Source organism: Pseudomonas sp. 1 R 17, from assembly GCF_900067035.1.
Taxonomy (GTDB): Bacteria; Pseudomonadota; Gammaproteobacteria; order Pseudomonadales; family Pseudomonadaceae; genus Aquipseudomonas; species Aquipseudomonas marginalis.
Map to the genome: position 1 here is coordinate 239,614 of NZ_FKLB01000069.1, position 17,973 is coordinate 257,586.

General features: G+C 61.9%; 11 protein-coding genes. 3 read left to right on the forward strand and 8 right to left on the reverse strand.

From position 1 onward, the window contains the following. Position 1: 1 nt before the first annotated feature. Together BFP99_RS30090 and BFP99_RS33850 are read right to left on the reverse strand one after the other, a co-directional pair. Positions 2-1,420 (reverse strand): amino acid permease, encoded by a 1,419-nt coding sequence (locus BFP99_RS30090; RefSeq protein WP_065926556.1) that lies wholly within the window; start codon positions 1,418-1,420, stop codon positions 2-4. 361 nt (positions 1,421-1,781) lie between these two features. After that, positions 1,782-6,413, reverse strand: coding sequence for a hypothetical protein (locus BFP99_RS33850; RefSeq protein WP_065948883.1), 4,632 nt, complete (start codon positions 6,411-6,413; stop codon positions 1,782-1,784). Between the two features lie 178 nt (positions 6,414-6,591). Between BFP99_RS33850 and BFP99_RS30100 the strand changes: the two genes are divergently transcribed. Continuing rightward, positions 6,592-9,687 carry a transglycosylase domain-containing protein gene (locus BFP99_RS30100; protein WP_065948884.1) on the forward strand — a complete coding sequence of 1,032 codons (3,096 nt, stop codon included), beginning with the start codon at positions 6,592-6,594 and terminating at the stop codon, positions 9,685-9,687. Here the strand turns inward: BFP99_RS30100 and BFP99_RS30105 are convergent. The 6 genes from BFP99_RS30105 to BFP99_RS30130 all read right to left on the reverse strand — a co-directional run bounded on the left by BFP99_RS30105 (position 9,677) and on the right by BFP99_RS30130 (position 16,134). Next, a complete protein-coding gene (locus tag BFP99_RS30105; protein ID WP_065926559.1) occupies positions 9,677-10,417 on the reverse strand; it encodes a pilus assembly protein in 741 nt (246 codons plus the stop codon). The genes BFP99_RS30100 and BFP99_RS30105 overlap by 11 nt on opposite strands. Before the next feature lie 20 nt (positions 10,418-10,437). Next, positions 10,438-10,971, reverse strand: a complete 534-nt coding sequence (locus BFP99_RS30110; RefSeq protein ID WP_141690846.1) for a CS1 type fimbrial major subunit — start codon at positions 10,969-10,971, stop codon at positions 10,438-10,440. Then, entirely contained in the window at positions 10,971-11,717 is a 747-nt protein-coding gene (locus BFP99_RS30115) for a pilus assembly protein (RefSeq protein ID WP_065926560.1), read from the reverse strand. The genes BFP99_RS30110 and BFP99_RS30115 overlap by 1 nt, the downstream gene beginning before the upstream one ends. 12 nt (positions 11,718-11,729) lie before the next feature. Further along, positions 11,730-12,965, reverse strand: a complete 1,236-nt coding sequence (locus tag BFP99_RS30120; RefSeq protein WP_065948885.1) for a hypothetical protein — start codon at positions 12,963-12,965, stop codon at positions 11,730-11,732. 26 nt (positions 12,966-12,991) lie between these two features. Further along, positions 12,992-15,517 carry a CS1-pili formation C-terminal domain-containing protein gene (locus tag BFP99_RS30125; RefSeq protein ID WP_065948886.1) on the reverse strand — a complete coding sequence of 842 codons (2,526 nt, stop codon included), beginning with the start codon at positions 15,515-15,517 and terminating at the stop codon, positions 12,992-12,994. Between the two features lie 125 nt (positions 15,518-15,642). Then, positions 15,643-16,134 (reverse strand): CS1 type fimbrial major subunit, encoded by a 492-nt coding sequence (locus BFP99_RS30130; protein WP_065926563.1) that lies wholly within the window; start codon positions 16,132-16,134, stop codon positions 15,643-15,645. 524 nt (positions 16,135-16,658) lie between these two features. Between BFP99_RS30130 and BFP99_RS30135 the strand changes: the two genes are divergently transcribed. Both BFP99_RS30135 and BFP99_RS30140 read left to right on the forward strand, forming a co-directional pair. Next, entirely contained in the window at positions 16,659-17,207 is a 549-nt protein-coding gene (locus BFP99_RS30135) for a PadR family transcriptional regulator (protein ID WP_065948887.1), read from the forward strand. Next, complete coding sequence (locus BFP99_RS30140; protein WP_065948888.1) at positions 17,204-17,971, forward strand: siderophore-interacting protein; 768 nt, start codon at positions 17,204-17,206, stop codon at positions 17,969-17,971. The genes BFP99_RS30135 and BFP99_RS30140 overlap by 4 nt, the downstream gene beginning before the upstream one ends. Positions 17,972-17,973 lie beyond the last annotated feature (2 nt).

Here is a 17,973-nt window from a genome sequence, read left to right on the forward strand (position 1 = left end):
GTCATGCCGAACGCGGCGAACCCTGGCCAGCCTGGGCCGGCTGCAGCTTGAACACATAGAACAACACGGTCAGCAGCACCAGGAACGCCGGGCCGATGTACAGCGCGATCCGGGTGTCCGGGAAGTAGGCCATCAAGCCGACCACCAGCACCAGGAACGCCAGCGCCAGGTAGGAACTGACCGGGTACAGCCACATGCGGTACTTGAGCCCGGCGCGCTCATCCGGGCTCAGGCCGCGACGGAACTTGAGCTGCGCCAGCAGGATCATCACCCAGGTCCATATCGCGCCGAAGGTGGCGATGGACGTCACCCACACAAAGACTTTTTCCGGCACCAGGTAGTTGAGCAACACGCCCAACAGCAACGCGCCTATCGACAACAACAGGGCGCGACGCGGCACGCCATTGCTGGAAGTGGTGGCGAACGTCGCCGGAGCCTGGCCGTTCTGTGCCAGGCTGTAGAGCATGCGACCGGTGCTGAAGATGCCGCCGTTGCACGACGACAGCGCAGCGGTGATCACCACGAAGTTGATAATGCCGGCGGCGGTCTTGATGCCCAACCGCTCGAACGTCATCACGAAGGGGCTGCCCTGGGTGCCGATTTCATTCCACGGGTAAATCGACAGGATCACGAACAACGCGCCGACATAGAACAGCAGAATCCGCCAGAACACCGAGCCGATGGCATTGGGGATGGTCTTCTGCGGGTTCTTCGCCTCACCGGCGGTCAGGCCGATCATCTCCACGCCCAAATAGGCGAACATCACCATCTGCAGCGACATCAACACACCCTGCACGCCGTTGGGCAGGAAGCCGCCGTGGGCCCACAGGTTGGAAATACCCAGGGCAACACCGTCATTGCCGAAACCGAAGGCAATGATGCCGACACCGCCGATGACCATCGCGATGATGGTGACGATCTTGATCAGGGCGAACCAGAACTCGAACTCACCGAAGGCCTTGACGGCGATCAGGTTGATGGTGCCCATGCTCACCAGGGCCGCCAGGGCCCAGATCCAGCGCGGTACATCGGGGAACCACACGCCCATGTACACCGCCACGGCGGTGATCTCGGCGACGCAGGTCACCAGCCACAGGAACCAGTAGTTCCAGCCGGTCAGGAAGCCCGCCAACGGGCCAAGGTAGTCTTGGGCATAACGGCTGAACGAACCGGCGACCGGGTTATGCACGGCCATCTCGCCGAGGGCGCGCATGATCACCAGGATCGCCAGGCCGCCAATGATGTAGGAGAGCATGATCGCCGGGCCGGCCATCTCGATGGCCTTGGCCGAACCGAGGAACAGGCCGACACCGATACAGGCGCCGAGGGCCATCAGGCGGATATGCCGCTCACCGAGTTCGCGTTTGAGCGGGCCGCCAGAAGCGGTCTCGCCATGGGGCAGGTGGTTGCCAGCTGGCATGGGGATACAACCTCATTTTGTTATTGGATTGAACCACCGAGTGTTCAGCGCCACAGCGGGTCGCCGTGACGCTGTCCTAGCGGGCTCACCTCGTGGGTAAACCCGTCCGGCCGACACACCGGCCAGCTCAGGGGGCGTGCAGTATAGAAAGCCGCAAGCAGGGCTTTTCACTCAATAAGCAACAAAATTCAGCGAGATTCCTCGGCAAATGCCGCTTCTGCGGAGGGGCATCACCTGGGAACTGTAGGAATAGTCTGGCGCAAACGGCGGCGAGTATTGCACAGCATCGGTGCACCGTCATTCCCCTGCCCTGGTCGTATTTACCGGAGCTGGAGCGCTCTAGCCCGAGGGTCCGTATCGATCACCAGTCGCCGGTCCACTGCGGCGCATCGAAAAACAACCTGCGCGCCATCCTGAGGTTGATTTCGCCCCGATGGATCTCCAGAGTTTGCGTCACACGCCCGCTTTGCCCCGCCTGCATGCTGGCGAATGCCTGGGCACGGGCCTGGGCCTGGGACTGTTTGCCCATTCGATGTTGCGCGGGTGTCTTGAGGTGCGCAGCGGTGAAATGGTCGTCCGGCCCGGTCGGCCGTTCGTAGTGAAAATGCCCGTAGCACAGGGCCTGACGCGTTTGCGCGTCCATCACCACGTACGCTTGCAACCAGTCATTGGACCGTCCGGCGAGTTCGACCCGCGCCCCCTGGCGAAAGATGCGCGCTTCGTGATGACTGACCAGCACCTCCACCCCGGCCTGGGTCGGCAGGCGCGCCTTGATTGCAGCCAGGCGTGCCTGCAAACCTTGCTCGGACAAGCGGCTGGCGGCCGCGCGCAACTCATCGGCCTCGGTTGTGGCCCGGGCACGCTGCGTCGCGGCCAGGCGCTCCGGCACGCTGTGCAGCAACCGCTGCTGGATCGCCTCGGCGCACTGGCGCAACTTGTCGGCGCGCTGCTCCAGCAGGTCCTGCAACGACTGAGGCTCATTGGCCCGACTGGCCATTTTGAGTACCTCGGCGATGGCCTTTTCCACCGGTGCGCGTAACGCCTGCCCCTGTTCGACCAGCCGGCCCAGGTTGGGCAGCGGCCCAGGAAGCGCCGGGGCGGGTGCCTTGACCGGCTCCCAAATGCCATCGTCGGCCTGGGTAAACGTGGCGATCACCGCGTCCTGGGCATCCGTGACTTCGGCCACTTCCTGGGGATGCTCGCCGGTTGTCACTTTGACCTGGGCGACGTACATGTCCTGGTTGCGCACGCGAATGATTTTTTTCTGCCGAACCCGCGCACGTCCCACAGCAGGCGTCGCGGCGGCTGTCGGAACCAGCACCGCTGCCAGCTCACGCTGAACCTCCTTGTGCAATTGCGCGAGCAACTGTTGCAGCTTCTCCAGGTACTTGAGATCGAATCGCTCCGGGGCCATAGCGCGCCAGAACTCAATCCGATCATCGCTCAAGGCGTAGACACGGTCGAAACTCTCCAGCAACTCGGTACGCAGCTCCGCACTTTGCGGCGCCAGCTCGTCCAAGTGGGCCTGCGAGCCACTGGCCCAACGGGCGCGGTGAATGGTGTCGTCCAGGCTTTGAAAAAAACCTTCCTCCAGCGTCGGCCCTTCGGTATTGATCGCCACGGCCCACAAGGCGGTGACCTGCAGCGATTGCAGTTCGAGCACCGTCGGCGCGGACAACTCGCTCTCGCGCAAGGCTTGGGCCTTGTCCCGCCCATACTTGGGCACCTGACTCAGTTCATCCAGCAAACCCAGTTGCAGGCCGCGCCAGTCAATGGCTTGCTCATTACTGTCGGCCAACTGCCGCAGCCCCTCCATGATCTGCCGGTGGGGCTGCTGATAGATATCCAAAAGTGCCTCCTGCGCGCTCAACGATTGCACCAGCTCCAGCAGCGGCACCAACCTGCGGTGGATCGCGACGGTCTGTTGGCGGGCGTGCTGGAGCAATAGCTGCAACGTGAGCGCCGTCCCTTCCAGCAACGTGGACAACTCTCTCGCATAACCGGGTCGGCGCCTGATGACCTGCAGCGCCCTGAGGCACTCCAGCTCAAGCAATGAGGCCTCGAGTTTGTTCTGAAGCTCCTGCACATAGCGAGCGCCCGCCGTGGCGCGATGCTGTTCGGTGACGCGCGTATCCTCACTGTCTCTAAGCATGCGGGCCGTGGTCAGGGCACGGTCTGCGGTTTCCCGGCGCTCGGTGGATTGGCGGTAATCCTGCTCCAGTTGCTGACGGCGTGACTCACTGTCAACCAGGCCGGTCGGGGTATCCGATTGCCCGCCGCGCAGGCGCAAGCCCAAGTCCACATCCCATGCACCGCCCCCCAGCGACTTGAGCCACGGCCCGTTCGCGCTACCGTCGGCGCTGACCACTCGCACGCGGTCACGGGCCACTTGCACGCGGTACACATGACCGCGCACCAACGCCTGCCAGTGGACCGGGTTCGACGCCGTATCCAGTAGCAAGCCTTCGTGTATCCCCGAAGCCTGTGCGCCTGGCAGCCGTGATGGCCAAGGTTGGGGCAAGGCCTTAAGACTCATACCCTCCAGCCGGGCGCGCAAGGACGGTGTGAGCGTATCGCGCGAATTACTCCAACTGAAGGGAGGCTGCAACTGCACGGTGGCAGGGCCAGGTATCACTGCGGGAGGACGCTGCATCGACGCTGGCGAAGCAAACGTTGAGGCTTGCTGGTCCAGCATCGCCGGCCACTCATGAGGCGAGGCCCGATGGGCCAGGATCATCACCAGATTGGTCAACAGGTCTATCACACCTTGGGTCTGCATGACCGAGTCGTTACTGGCCAATGCCGCCACATCCCGTTGGACACTGTCCATCACCTGCACCATCCAGCCCGCCAGCAGTGCCGGCCCCCGGACAAACGGCAGCAGTGTATTGAACAGCAACCAACCGCCGGCCTTTAACGTCCGCCAGCGTTGCTGAGCATTGGACACCGACTGGGCCTGGGCCAGGCTGACCAACGCCTGGGCAGTCGAGACAAACAGGCCAGGCAACGGGTCGCCTTCCTCCAGCCGTTTACTGAGCTGTGCCGGCGCTGGCCGATCCGGCACGCTGAACTCATCACCGGCCAGAAAGTGCGCGACATGCGGTTCCTGGAAACCACCGTTGGCATACACCGGCTGGCGGGCCGGGGCCATCCAGGCGAGGACACTGTCGTGCAATTCCCCTGGCGCCTTGATGGCCTCCAACAACGCCTGCTGCGACTCGAACTCACGCAGGCTTGGGGTCGACAACGGCCGGTACAACAGATGCGGCCCGTGCTCGGTGTCACGTGGGCCGATCACGTAAAAACCGACCACCTCGTCCGCCGTCGCAGCTGGCGTGGCCTTGAATGCCAGCGACCACATACCCGCCGCGCGTCCATCCGCACTGGCCTGGACGGCCGCCTCCACCAACCGGTAACCGGCCTGGCTCAAGCCGCCCTCGCGTTTGAGCTTCAGCTCCAGCGCCAGCAGCGGCAGTTGCGCCCGCAGTTGCCGACTGAACAGCTTCTCGCGGCGGGCCGATTCAATCGGGTCGTCGATCAGTTTTTTGCGCAACAGGTCGGGGTACGCCTGGCCGACGTCCGTCTCGGTCACGCAGCCGGTCAACAAAGAGGCGCTCAACCAAGCGGGCGCCACGTCGCCGTTGAGTTTTATCCGGGACGGCGCATGGGGGAAACCGCCGAGGTTTTCCAGGGCCAGCTCCGTCAGCGTGAGTGTCACCCGGTGGGCATCACCACTGGTAAAACCGCCTGGCAACATCACCGCCGTGACAAGGCTGTAGGTCAGTTCAATGTGATCCGGGCTGATCGCCTTGGCGCGGGGCTCCTTCTCCAGGCAGTGCGTCAGGGCCTGGGCGGTGAACGTGCGAATCGGCGCGATACCGTCGAGAAAGGTGTGCCCCGCCGCCGCTGTTTGCGCAGCGACCAGCCCCTGTAGCAGGCGAGCATAGGCCAGGCTGTCGTCCGGCGAAGCATGGATGAGCCAGAGCGGTAATCGATCTTGCAAGCGTTGCTGTTCAGGTGTGAGGGCCGACTCGAACCAACGACGGGGGTCAGTCACGTAGTCCAGCATTGCCTGGCACTGCTCGGGCGTACGTGATACTGAGCGGTCGATTGCCATGACTTCGGCGCTCTGCTGTTGGGCAAAGCAGGCCGCCAACGCATCGAACGGGTCGCCGGGTAGTTCCTCGACAAACCACTCCACGGCCCCGTGTGCCAGCGAGGCGCTCACGAACCCGGGGATCAGGGGTTCGATATCCTCCAACTGTTGCAACGGATGAATCCCCGTGGCGGGACTGAACACGAGCAGCGTGCGCAGTTCGGCCCCCAGCAGCCGGTGATCAAGGATCAATACAGGCACCATGTCAGGGGGTTGCGTGCTCTGGCCACGGCGCACCGACAGCGTACGTACCGTCAACGTCTCACCCTGCGAACGCCACGTACGATCAGGTCGGCTGGGGTGCAGCGCCTGACGTGGAAACAGCCGTGAAAAGTGCTCTGCACTCATGCCCGCAGGCATCTGGCATTCATACAGCAACCCCAGTAATTCATCGGACAACTCAGCCCAGCGGCTCGTCCCCTCCCCTCGCGGCGCCCCCCACCAATCCCGCAAACGTGCGAGCCAGGCATCCAACAACTCGCCTCCCGCGTGGTTGACCAGCCGTTCCAGATCGACCAGCCCCGGCCCGCCCTGCACGTAGACCTCCCGTTGATGCTGCATCACCTGGTGAAAGTCTTCGACATACCGAACCGGTCGCGCACGGGCCAGGCGCGCCAGCACTTCGTCGGCCAGCGCACTGTAGCGATAACCCTGACCTACCGGTATGCCAATGGCGAGGTGTGCGGCGGCATAGTGCAAGGAAGGGTACTGCCGATCCAGTGCCGCCTGGATCTGGGCCTGCGCTACCGTACGCAAGCTCGGCACAGAGGAAAACGTATTGACGATCCGCTCGATGCGCGCACGCCGCAACGTGGGCACAGGGGGGGTTTGAGACATGAGGGAGCTCCTGGTAACGGACACCGGAAATCGGTCCGATTGACCTCGCAGGCTATGGCTTGCCTTCCACGCACCTGCGGTAGCCCGCTAGGGGTTTGCGACAAATCCCTTGTCTGCCTCAATCAACGTCTACGCTTGAATCAAGTCCGATCAATCTGCGTGAATGGATCAATCGACTATGGGCGCTTTATGGCAAACCGATTCACCCAAGGCTGCTGGCCCCGCCGACAGCCTGGATGAACAGCCATTGCCGCAAAGCCCCCGCAAGCGGCGGTATGCGTGGCGAATGGTCTGGTTACTGCTGCTGATCGGCCTGATCGCGCTGGGGTTTGCCGCCCATCGGGAAATGCGCACGGCCCACTGGCAAGCCCGAGAGTCAAGCCGTCTCGCCCACGCGTTGAGCTATACGGTACAACCCGGTGCCAGTGACGCCATTGTCTATCCCGGCGACGGTCCGTTCGACCGGCGCCTGGGCTACAGCGCACTGGGTGAGTTCCTGCCGCGCCTGCTCAAACGCAACTACCTGATCGAACGTCAGGCACGCTTCTCCACGGCGCTGATCGACTACAGCGATCACGGCCTGTTCATTCCCTACCGCGAGAAAATCCAGGCTGGTCTGACGATTACCGATTGCCGGGCCGCCCCGGTGTACCGCTTCAATTACCCGCAACAGGCGTACCCGCGTTTCAGCGCCATCCCGCCCGTGATCGTCAGTAGCCTGCTGTTTATCGAGAACCGCGACCTGCTCGACCCCGACCAACCCCAAGCCAACCCCGCCGTGGATTGGCCACGTTTTGCCAAGGCCGCGTGGTCGCAGGTCGCACGCTTGCTGCACCTGCCGGGCCAAAGTGCCGGTGGCAGCACCCTGGCCACGCAATTGGAAAAATACCGCCACTCACCCGATGGGCTGACCCTGAGCGGTGGTGAGAAAATCCGCCAGATGATTTCCGCCAGTGTACGGGCGTATCAGGGCGGGCCGGACAGCCTGCAAGCACGTCAGGATGTGGTGCGCGACTACCTCAACAGCGTGCCGCTGTCGGCGGTGCCCGGCCACGGCGAGGTGCATGGCCTGGCAGAAGGACTGCGGGTCTGGTATGGCGCCGACTTCAACCAGACCAACGCCCTGCTCGCCAGTGACGACCCGCAAACGCTCAAGCAAAAAGGCCTGGCCCTGCGCGAAGTGTTGTCCCTGATGATTGCCCAGCGCCGCCCGTCTTACTACCTCGCCAAGGGCCGTGCCGACCTGGAGCAACTGACCGACAGTCATCTGCGTTTGCTGGCGCAGAACGGGGTGATTGAGCCAGGGCTGTCCGAGGCCGCACTCGCCAGCCGGGTCACGTACCGGGACTGGCAGCAGCAGCCCACGGTCCAGCCCATCGAAAGCAACAAAGGCATCAACGTTGCCCGCAGCCGCCTGGGTTCCCTGCTCAACCGGCCGCTGTATGACCTGGACCGCCTCGACCTGTCCGCCACCAGCACCCTGCACAGCGACCTGCAAACCCAGGCCACCGACTACCTCAAACGCCTGGCAGACCCGGCCTTCGCCGGCCAACTGGGGCTACTCGGCCCGCGCCTGCTGACGCCCAGCAGCACCGCCCAAGTGCGCTACAGCTTCACCCTGTATGAGATGACGCCCGACGGTGCCCGCGTACGGGTGCAGACCGACAACACCGACCAACCGTTCGACATCAACGAAAGCAGCAAGCTGGAACTGGGCTCCACCGCCAAGCTGCGGGTACTGACCACCTACCTGCAAATCATCAGCGAGTTGCATGATCGATACGCCGGCCAGCCGCCCGCTGCGCTGAAAAAAATCGAGATCGATGACCAGGATCGCCTGTCCCGCTGGGCCCTGGATTACCTGGCGCAGAACAGCGACCAGAGCCTGCCGAAGATGCTCGACGCAGCCCTTGATCGGCAATATTCGGCCAGCCCCGGCGAAAGCTTTTTCACCGGTGGCGGCCTGCATCACTTCCACAACTTTCGCAACGAAGACAACGGCCGCAGCCCGACCCTGCGTGACGCCCTGCGCGAGTCGATCAACCTGCCCTTCATCCGCCTGATGCGCGACCTGGTGCGCTACAGCACCTACCAGGCCCCGGGCAACAGCGCGCAATTACTCAAGGACGACAGCGACCCACGGCGCCAGGAATACCTGGCCCAGTTCGCCGACCGCGAGGGCACGACGTTTTTGCTGCGCTTCTGGAAAAAATACCGCAACAAGGACACCCAGGCCCGGCTCAACACCTTCCTCGACGGCCTGCACCCCACTGCCATCCGTCTGGCGGCCGTGCATCGCTACCTGCTGCCCCAGGCCAGCCAAGAGAGTTTCGACCGTTTCATCCGCTCCCACCTGAGCGGCAGCAAGACCAGCGAAAAACTCAGCGACGAGCGCCTGCAAAAACTCTACCTGAGCTACGGCCCCGGCGCCTACGACCTGCCGGACCAAGGCTATATCGCCAAGGTTCACCCACTGGACCTATGGCTGCTCGGTTACCTGCTCAACCATCCCGACGCGACCTTTACCCAGGCGGTCGCGGCCAGCGAGCATGAACGCCAGGAAGTCTATGGCTGGCTATTCAAGAGCCGGCACAAAAGCGCCCGCGACAGCCGCATCCGCACCATGCTGGAGATCGAAGCGTTCCTGGATATTCATCAGCGCTGGAAAGCCGTCGGCTACCCCTTCGATCACTTGGTGCCGTCCCTGGCCACGGCCATCGGCAGTTCTGGCGACAAGCCCGCGGCCCTCGCCGAACTGGTGGGCACGATCCTCAATGACGGTGTGCGCCAACCGACCCTGCGCATCGACAGCCTGCACTTTGCCGCCGGCACACCTTATGAAACCCGCCTGATCAATGACCCGAATCGCGGCAAACGGGTGATGCCCAGCGAAGTGGCCACCGCCTTGCGTGGGGCCTTGTCACAAGTGGTGGACGCAGGCACCGCCAAACGTGTCTCCGGCAGTTTCAAGTTGGCCGATGGCAGCCCCTTGGCGATGGGCGGCAAGACCGGCACCGGGGATAACCGCATTGAGGCGATTGGCGCGGGTGGGCGGGTCCTGAGTTCCAAGGCGATCAACCGCACCGCGACCTTTGTGTTTTACATCGGTGAACACCACTTCGGCACCCTGACTGCCTTTGTTCCCGGCAGCGGCGCGCAGAATTTCACCTTTACCTCAGCGCTGCCGGTGCAGGTGCTCAAGGGCATGGCGCCGGTGCTGATGCCCTATCTGCAACCGGGCAGCCATACCTTGTGCACCGCTGCTAGCCACTGATTTCGACGATTCTTTGGGTAGTGCCCTCTACCAGATAGAACCGATAAGTACGCCCGGCCTGTTTTTCAAAGCTGAACACCCGCCCCGGAAAAATATGATTCTTGGTGGTGGGGGCGCACGACGTTCGGTCATTGGCCGCGCAATCTTTGAACTCATCCACCACAACCACCGTATTCCCCGCATTGCGCAAGGTGTAACGCTGCCCGCCATTTTCGACCCGCGTATCGAAGCGGCTGTCCTTGGGCCGCACGAAGAACACGGTGCCGTAGCCAGCCATCACCTGCACACCGCCCACCAAGGTCTCTTCATAGGCTTTGCGCTCCTCATCGGTGACACCAAAGCCGTCGTCTTTCTCGGGCGCCACTGGCAGGTAACGTACCCGGAAATAGCGCTCGCTATCGCGCTCACCGATGAATACAAAACGTGTGCTCTGCATGCCATCGGCCGGCACGATCAGCCGCGCTGGGCTGGCGACCAGACCATTGCGCACGCTGCCGTCGGCTTCGAGCTTGAGCGGCACTTCGTCATAGCTGCCGTCGGGTTTGTAGAGCATTTCGGTGACGTTGACCTTGACGAAGGCGGTCTTGGTGCCACCGTTGAAGACACGCTTGAGGTAGGTGCTTTTATCGCCACGCAAATAGTCGTAAAAGTCGCCAATGTTGATGTTCGGCCCGGCCTGGGCACTCAACGAACACACCATCAAGCCCAGCATTGCCGCTACACGTTTCATAACCCCTCCTTTAAAAATCGTCATGGGCGTACCGCGTCGAACAGCAACTCGACGCTGCCGTAATACTCGCCGGGGGTAAACCCATCCGCCGGCTCGACCGCCGAGATGTCCAGCAGCACACGTTTGCCCTGGCGCGCTTCGTCCTGGGGCACCACCAGGGTGTCGTCGAGGCTCAGCGCCTGGCCATTGAACGTGACACTCAAGTCGATATAGGTACGCCCGCCGTTGAACAACATGGGCACCGCGCCCAGCCGCGCGTTGATCCCGCCCGCCGAACTCTTCACGTCGAAGTGTTCGCGCAGCGGACGCAGGCGACCCGGCACCAGGTCCCAGACCATCTGTTGCTCACGCTCCAGGAACCCTGGGGTGATCGGCAGTACGTAAAAGTCCGAGGTCGGGATGGTCACCGACACATCGAACACCCGCGCTTCGCGAACCGCCAGCGCCGATGAACTGAACAGCACGGCGACCAACAACACCGCCCCCGCGAGGCCTTTGTACAGCGTCTCCGACAGGCGCCAGCGCCAGCCGACGTGGGTTGTTTCACTGCTCATCATCCTTTGACCTCATAAGGTTTTTTGTCACCGCCTTCGATCAGAGTGAAGCGGTAAGTCCGCCCGGCCTGCTTGTCAAAGTCAAACGCGCGGCCTGGCAAAATGTGGTGCTTGGTGGTGGGCTGGCAGTCCTGGGGCGCGGCGGTGGAACAGTCCTTGAACTCATCGATCACCACCACGCTATTGCCGTCGTTACGCAGACGGTAGCTCCCGGCACTGTCATCGGTGCCCGTCGCAAAGCGCGTCACCTTGGGCCTCACGAAAAACACCGTGCCGAACCCTGCCAATACCGTGACCCCGGCTGACAAGGACGTTTTGTAGGCTTCGCGTTCCTCATTCGAAACCGCAAACTCGTCGTCCTTTTCTGGCATCACCGGCACGAAGCGCACGCGGAAATAACGCTCTTTTTCGCGCTCGCCGAGGTACAACAGGCGCGTGCCCTGCATGCCTTCGGCCGGCACGATCAAGCGCGTCGGGCTGGCCATCAGGCCGTCACGAATGCTGGGGTCGGCGGCCGGCTTGAGCGCCACCTCTTCGGAGGTTCCGTCATTGTTGTAGAGGATTTCCTGCACCTGGATCCGTACAAAGGCGGTGCTGTCGCCAGCATTGAAGACCCGCTTGAGGTAGGTACTCTTATCGCCTTCCAGGTAGTCGTAGAACGCCCCGACGTTGAGGCTCGGGCCGGCGTGTGCCCACAGCGGCAAGCCGCCGAGCACCCACAGGGCCAACACATACTTGATCCACATAACGCTCTCCGTTTACAGGTCCGAATCCCAGATCACCGTGACCTGCCCCGAATAGGTGCTGCCGCCCTGGCTGAGCATGGCGTCGACATGTTCCTTGGCGACCTCGAAATGCAAGGTTCCAGGGCGGCGGTTCACATAGAACCCCGGCTGGAATTGCTCGGTGCCGGCACCACTCAACAACAGCGGCTGGCGATTGACGGCAGAGCTGTCAGGGCGGTTCAGGCCGTGGGGCAAGGAGACACTGATATTCACGGGAACCTGGTGGTCGGCCGCGTTTCTCAAGGCGCAGGTATTGCCCATGACTCGCTCGCATTCCAACTGCATCTTGAAACGCGACGAAGCGGAAATATTGAAAGTCTGGTCGCGAAACAGCCGCGCCGGCTTGCGCCCTTGGTTCAGCCAAGCCTGCCAACCGCCTTGGGGTACCAGTTCAATGCGGGTGCCTCCCGGCGGCACCTCGACTTTCAGGTCGTGCTCCACACTCAAGGTGAAATTGAAGGTGAGGGCATTTTTCGAGGGGATCACGACATCGCCAAAATCGTAATCGCCACCGGGGCCCATGGTGTACGTAATGCTTCCGGTGTAGTGACCACTGGACATGCCCAACGGGTTGGGAGTGCGCAGTTCGTAGGCATACTCCATGGTGTTGTAACGCAGGGTCGCCAAGTCCTGGGACGGTTGCCGACTGCAGGGGCCCGCACCTTCGGGTGTCAGCCAGAAGTACGAGGCAAAGAAAGTGCCGGCAGCAAGGTGGCCGGTGCTCTGACAGGGCGCGGGCGCCGTCGTCCATCGACTTTGCCATCTCACCCCAGGCTGTGCCCACGCCGAAACGCCAGGTGGCCGCGGCACATACCAAAGCGATCCGACGCCGGCGATCCTGACCTGTACGGTCTCGGTCTCCTGGGTGACCGTATGCGTCACGGTCAAGTCACGCCAATCAGACGGCACCTTGACCATGAAGCCTTGGCGCTCGTCCGAATGGTTGGCCTGGATGGGCGCAATGGCGGCTGCCGTGAAGTTGGTGTCGCGCAGGCTGAAGATATTCAACGCCTTGCACCGGGCCGGAATGTGCGCGGCGCAAATCGAACTGATCGGCGTGGTGTTCTCGAACCTGTTCACCATGGGGTTGCCGGGGTCCGGCCTGAACCGTGCGGTGATGTCCTCGTCGGCCAGCGCCGCGAAGGAACACAGGAGCATCGCCGTACCCACTACATGGCGTTGGGTGGCGCGGGAAAGAAGCGTTTTCATGACTGTGCGTGTTCTCATCTTCATGCTCAACCGGCAATCTGTTCGGTGACTGTGGACTCCGCCAACGTATCCGGCGTGCAGCGCAAGTCCCCGATCATCAGCACACTGTTTTCAAGGCGCGCCTTGGAAGGATCAAGCCTGAACTGGCAGAGCAGTTGGTTGTTGCGGCGCACTTCCAGGGTCGGCGAACTGGCATTCATTTCCAGGGAGAAGAACCCGTCGACCTCACTCACCCCACGCGTGGCGTGGTTGATCACATGCAGGCCCTTGAGCGGTTTACCCTGGGGGTCCACCAGGCGCCCGAGCACGGTGACGGTTTGCATCACGCTGACCTTGCGGTACTCCACGCCGCCCTTGTTCAGGTGGTAGCGCGTGCGCGGCGGTTGAATCGAGGCCGAGGGCGCGTGGTTGCCTTCGAAGTCGAAGCTCACCGAGCTGCCTTTGTAGGCGGTGATCGGGATGAAGTTGCGACCAGGGCGCAGGGCCGTACTGCCACCGCTCAAGTCGTCGGCGCGCAGGGCGATGTCGTCGACGTCGGTTTCGACATCCACGATCAACCCGGAGCCGGTGCCGTGGTATTGGCTGGTGAGCACCATTTTTTGTTGGCCCAGGGCAAAGGTGCTGTCCAGGTTCAGGCCGCCCGCCAGCTCATTGTTGAATGAAGAACGCTGGACGTAGCCGTCACCACTGACAAACTCGTTCTCGAAACTGGCCATGCCGGACAAACCGATGCCGTAGGTGTCAGTGGTCGCCGTGGCGGAGACGCTTTGCAGCATGTGGTCTTGCAGGTCCTTGCGGTAGGTCAGCGAGGCATTGTTGTCGCGGGTGCCCTCGCGGGAGGTACGCGTGCCGATGCTGGCGGACCACTGCTCGCCGGGGGCGCCGAGGGCCAGGCTGATGCTCAGGTCGACCCCACGGTTGCGCCGGTCGCCCGTGCTGGCGGTGGCTGGCCGGTCAAATACCGACACGCGCCAGTTGGCGTCGTTGCCGAACATATGGGTGCGCTCGGTCCAGCCCAGGTCCAGGCCGACGCCTTCACTGTTGCCTTCGCTGTAGAACAGGCGAGCGTTGATCGAGCGCAGGTTGCTCAAGCGGTGGTTGACTGAAATCGATGAGTTACTGGTCTGGCCCACAAACACGTCGCGCTGGCGAATGCGCGTGCCATCCGGCAGGGTTTCATAGGTGTTACGGGTGTCTAGCCAGCTGCGCGTGTGGTTGAACACGACGCTTCCCAGGCCGTAGTTGTACAGGCCGTTGAGGTCGAGGCCGGTGCCGTATTTTTCCGTCCAGTAGACGTTGGCATACAGGCTGGCCTGGTCGGCGAGGGTCCAGTCGACCGAGGTGCCGTATTGCATGTTGTCCTTGACCTGGCGACCGGACGCCCCCAACACCACACGGGGGTGAGCCAGGTAGTTCACCGAGATGCCTGCGGTCGGGCTGCCGCTGCTCTGCTCATCAAAGTTGCTCAGCAGTTTGCTTTCCCGGCCAGCAAACAGGTTGTAGCGCCAGCGCTCGTCGTGGTTGCGCCAGTTGTTGGGCTTGTACACCAACTCCTGGGTGGTGCTGGTGATCTGGCCGTCCTCCACCAGGCGTACTTCCACTTCATAAATGCCACCGGGCAGCGGCCGCGTGTCCAGGCTGTGCAAGCCGCTGCTGACCGGCTGGGTGTTGATCAGCAGGCCATTGCGATAAATCTCCACCGATGCCTGGCGGCTGGCGGTGACATAGATCGGGTAAACGGCAGGCTTGGAATTATTGATCATCAGGCTGTCGGAACTGCCATACATCACGCCCACGGCGGTGTCCGGGCTGGCCCCGAAGGTTCGCAACTGGCGGGTCAGGCCTTCGGCATTGGGTGTGAAGTAGCCCAGGCGCAGGAAATTGCCCTGCAGTTCACGCTGGGTATAGAGCGCATACACGGCGTGGTTGAGGTCATCGTCGTCCGGCCCGCCGAGGCGCGAGAACTGCATGTTCAGGGTCTGGCTCCACAGGCCCAGGCTGCTGCTGGCATCGATGCCGAAGCGTCCGCCCAGGTCCTGCCCTTCGCCACCGCTGAGGTTCATCTGGTTGCGCACGATCAGGCCAGTGCTGCCGCCGGTGGGCAGAAAGTAGTAGCGCTGCTCCTCGGCGTCGCGCTCGGCATTTTCGGTCAGCAGGGAAACCGTGGAGTTTTCCAGGTTGTAATGCACGGCCATGAGCCCGTCGGGGCAATTGGTTTCGCATGCCCCCAGGGGCACGCCTTGTTTCAGGTACTCGGCCCAGCGGTCACGCTCGTCATCCTTGATCACGCTGCCGTCATGGTCGGTAAAGTCGAGTAAGGTCAGCCCGTCATCACGGGTCAATACGATCATCGCTTCGGACACAAACTCTTGGTCCAGATCCACCTTGACTGCCAGGGGCACGTCGAAGAAATGCTCTTCAAAGTCCGCCGGTAGTCCCTTGGCCTGGGAAAGCAGACTACGAGGTGTAGTGCCGTCGGCAGTACCTGCCGCCAGCGCGTTCGCACAAAACAACAAGGCAAGCGCTGCCGCGATGGGAGTCATCGGGAACATGAACGGAATACTCTGATTTCGAATTTCAATACGAGAAAACCGGCCGACCGACAGACAGAGACTGACTGCCGACCGGTTTGACTACCGAGCCACAGGCCGGTGCTTACCGCTCAACGAGCCTGGCTTCACGGCGTGACGCGCGGCTCGTGGTCGAACACGATGGTGTAGTTGGTGGTGAAGAGCCCGGAAACGCCATCCGCAGGTTTGGCAGCGGCCACTACCAGGTCCGCCTGGGTACCTGGAGTGGAGCTGGCATCATCGACCACTTCCAGCGGCGAGCCGGTCAGTACGACACCGTTGAAGGTGTTGGTCAGTGCGATCGCGTCGCTACCGTTGGTCAACGAAGCAGGGCCGCCCTCGATGTAAGCCTTGATCGAGCCGTCGGTGTTTTTCACATCGTAGGTGGCGCGCAACTGGCTCAACTCGCCGGTGACGGTGTTGTAGTTCATGGTTTCGTCACGACCGAAGTTGGGGTCACGTGGCTGCGCGTGGAACTGCTTGGTCGGAATCGTTGCCTTGATGTTGATGACACTGCTGGCTTCACCTGCGGCGAACACGCTGGACGTGCTGAAAGCCAGTGCGAGAAACGGCAGTACGAAAGCGGTCTTCTTAAGCATTTTAAGTACCTGTTGTGGCATTAGATATTGGTTGGGAAACCGATTTTCCCAATGCGACAAAACACGAATAAACCGGGTCTTGCGACGCAGGTAAATAGTGCTTGGAAATCACACTTGACGATGCCGGCAACTTCTCTTTAGCGCGTAATAAATCTCGACCCGATCGGAAATAAAAAAACCTTAATATTCAATATTATAAATATTAACTGTCATCCACTAATTACATCCAAACATCACTGATACTACTTATATAAATCATAAAGCTGTAGGAGATCGGCCACACGACTAGAGCGGGCTTGAGCCTGCATACTTCTAGAGCAAACACTCCAACTAACAACTGTATTTAATATTCATGCAAATGCCATGTTTTCGCCCACTTAAAGGCGAGCAGTGCCACGCTCCGCTCACCCCTACCGACCACCCGCCAAGCGCAGATTTGCTTGCGCTACCGTTCGTCAGACGATTTTGCGCTCTTCATAAGATATATCTTAAGTTGTATCTTAATTAGACAGGAGAGAACGATCATGAGAGACCCTCATCACCACCGAGACCACGGTGACGACCGCGACGGCTTCGAAAAACGCCCCGTCCGCGAACGCGGCGGCCGTGGCCCGCGCGTCTTTGCGCCGGGCGACCTGAAGCTGCTGCTGCCCGCCCTGATCGCCGAACAGCCGTGCCACGGCTACGACCTGATCCGCCAGATCGAAGGCCTGTTTGACGGCGCCTACACCCCAAGCCCAGGGGTGATCTACCCGACGCTGACCTTCCTGGAAGAAAGCGAATTGATCAGCGGCGACGCCGAAGGCGGAAAAAAACGCTACACAATCACCGACGCCGGACGTCTCTTCTTAAGCGAACAGGCGGTTGCGCTGGACGGTGTGCGCATGCGCATCCAATTGAGCAAACGCTCGCTGCGCGGTCATGACCGCCCGCCGCAAATCCACGAGGCCGTGCACAACCTGCGCCATGCCTTGCATTCGCACCACGGGCGCTGGAGCCCGGAAGAAATCGTTCGTGTCGCGGCGCTGCTCAACGGCGCCGCCCAAGCCATTGCCGACGGGACAGCTCAATGAATACGCAAGCCATCCACCGTGTCACCCACGAAATCAAACGCCGCCGCCTTGAAGTATTGCGGGTAGTCGACCTCACCCCGCGCATGCGCCGCATCACCCTGGGCGGCCCGGAACTGGCGGGCTTTATCAGCCTGGGCAGTGACGATCACATCAAGCTGCTGTTCCCACAGAACGCTGCGGAACAAGCGGCGCTGGAAAGCCCGACCTTCAACATCAAGGGCGACGGCCCGCAGCCGGCGATGCGCGACTACACGCCACGCCGCTTCGACCTGAACATCGGCGAACTGGACATCGACTTCGTGCTGCACGGCGACGGCCCGGCCTCCACCTGGGCTGAACAGGCCAAGGTCGGCCAGCACCTGTATATCGGCGGGCCACGGGGCTCGATGATCGTGCCGGATATGTTCGACAGCTATTTGCTGATCGGCGATGAGACGGCGATCCCGGCCATTGCTCGGCGCCTGGAAGAATTACCGGCCGGGCGCAAGGTGCTGGCGGTGATCGAAATCGCCAATGCGGCGGAACGGCAGGCACTGGCAAGTGCTGCCGATGTGGAGGTGAAATGGATCGTGCGCGGCCAGGACGACCTGCTCGACACCGTGCAGAAACTGACGCTGCCGAGCGGTTCGTTGTACAGCTTTGTCGCCACCGAAACCAGGCTGTCGCGCCAGGTCCGCCGGGTGCTGCTGGACACACACAAGGTCAATGAGGCGTTCCTCAAGGCGGTGGGTTACTGGCGTGCGGAAGGCAGCGAAGAGGAGTAAGC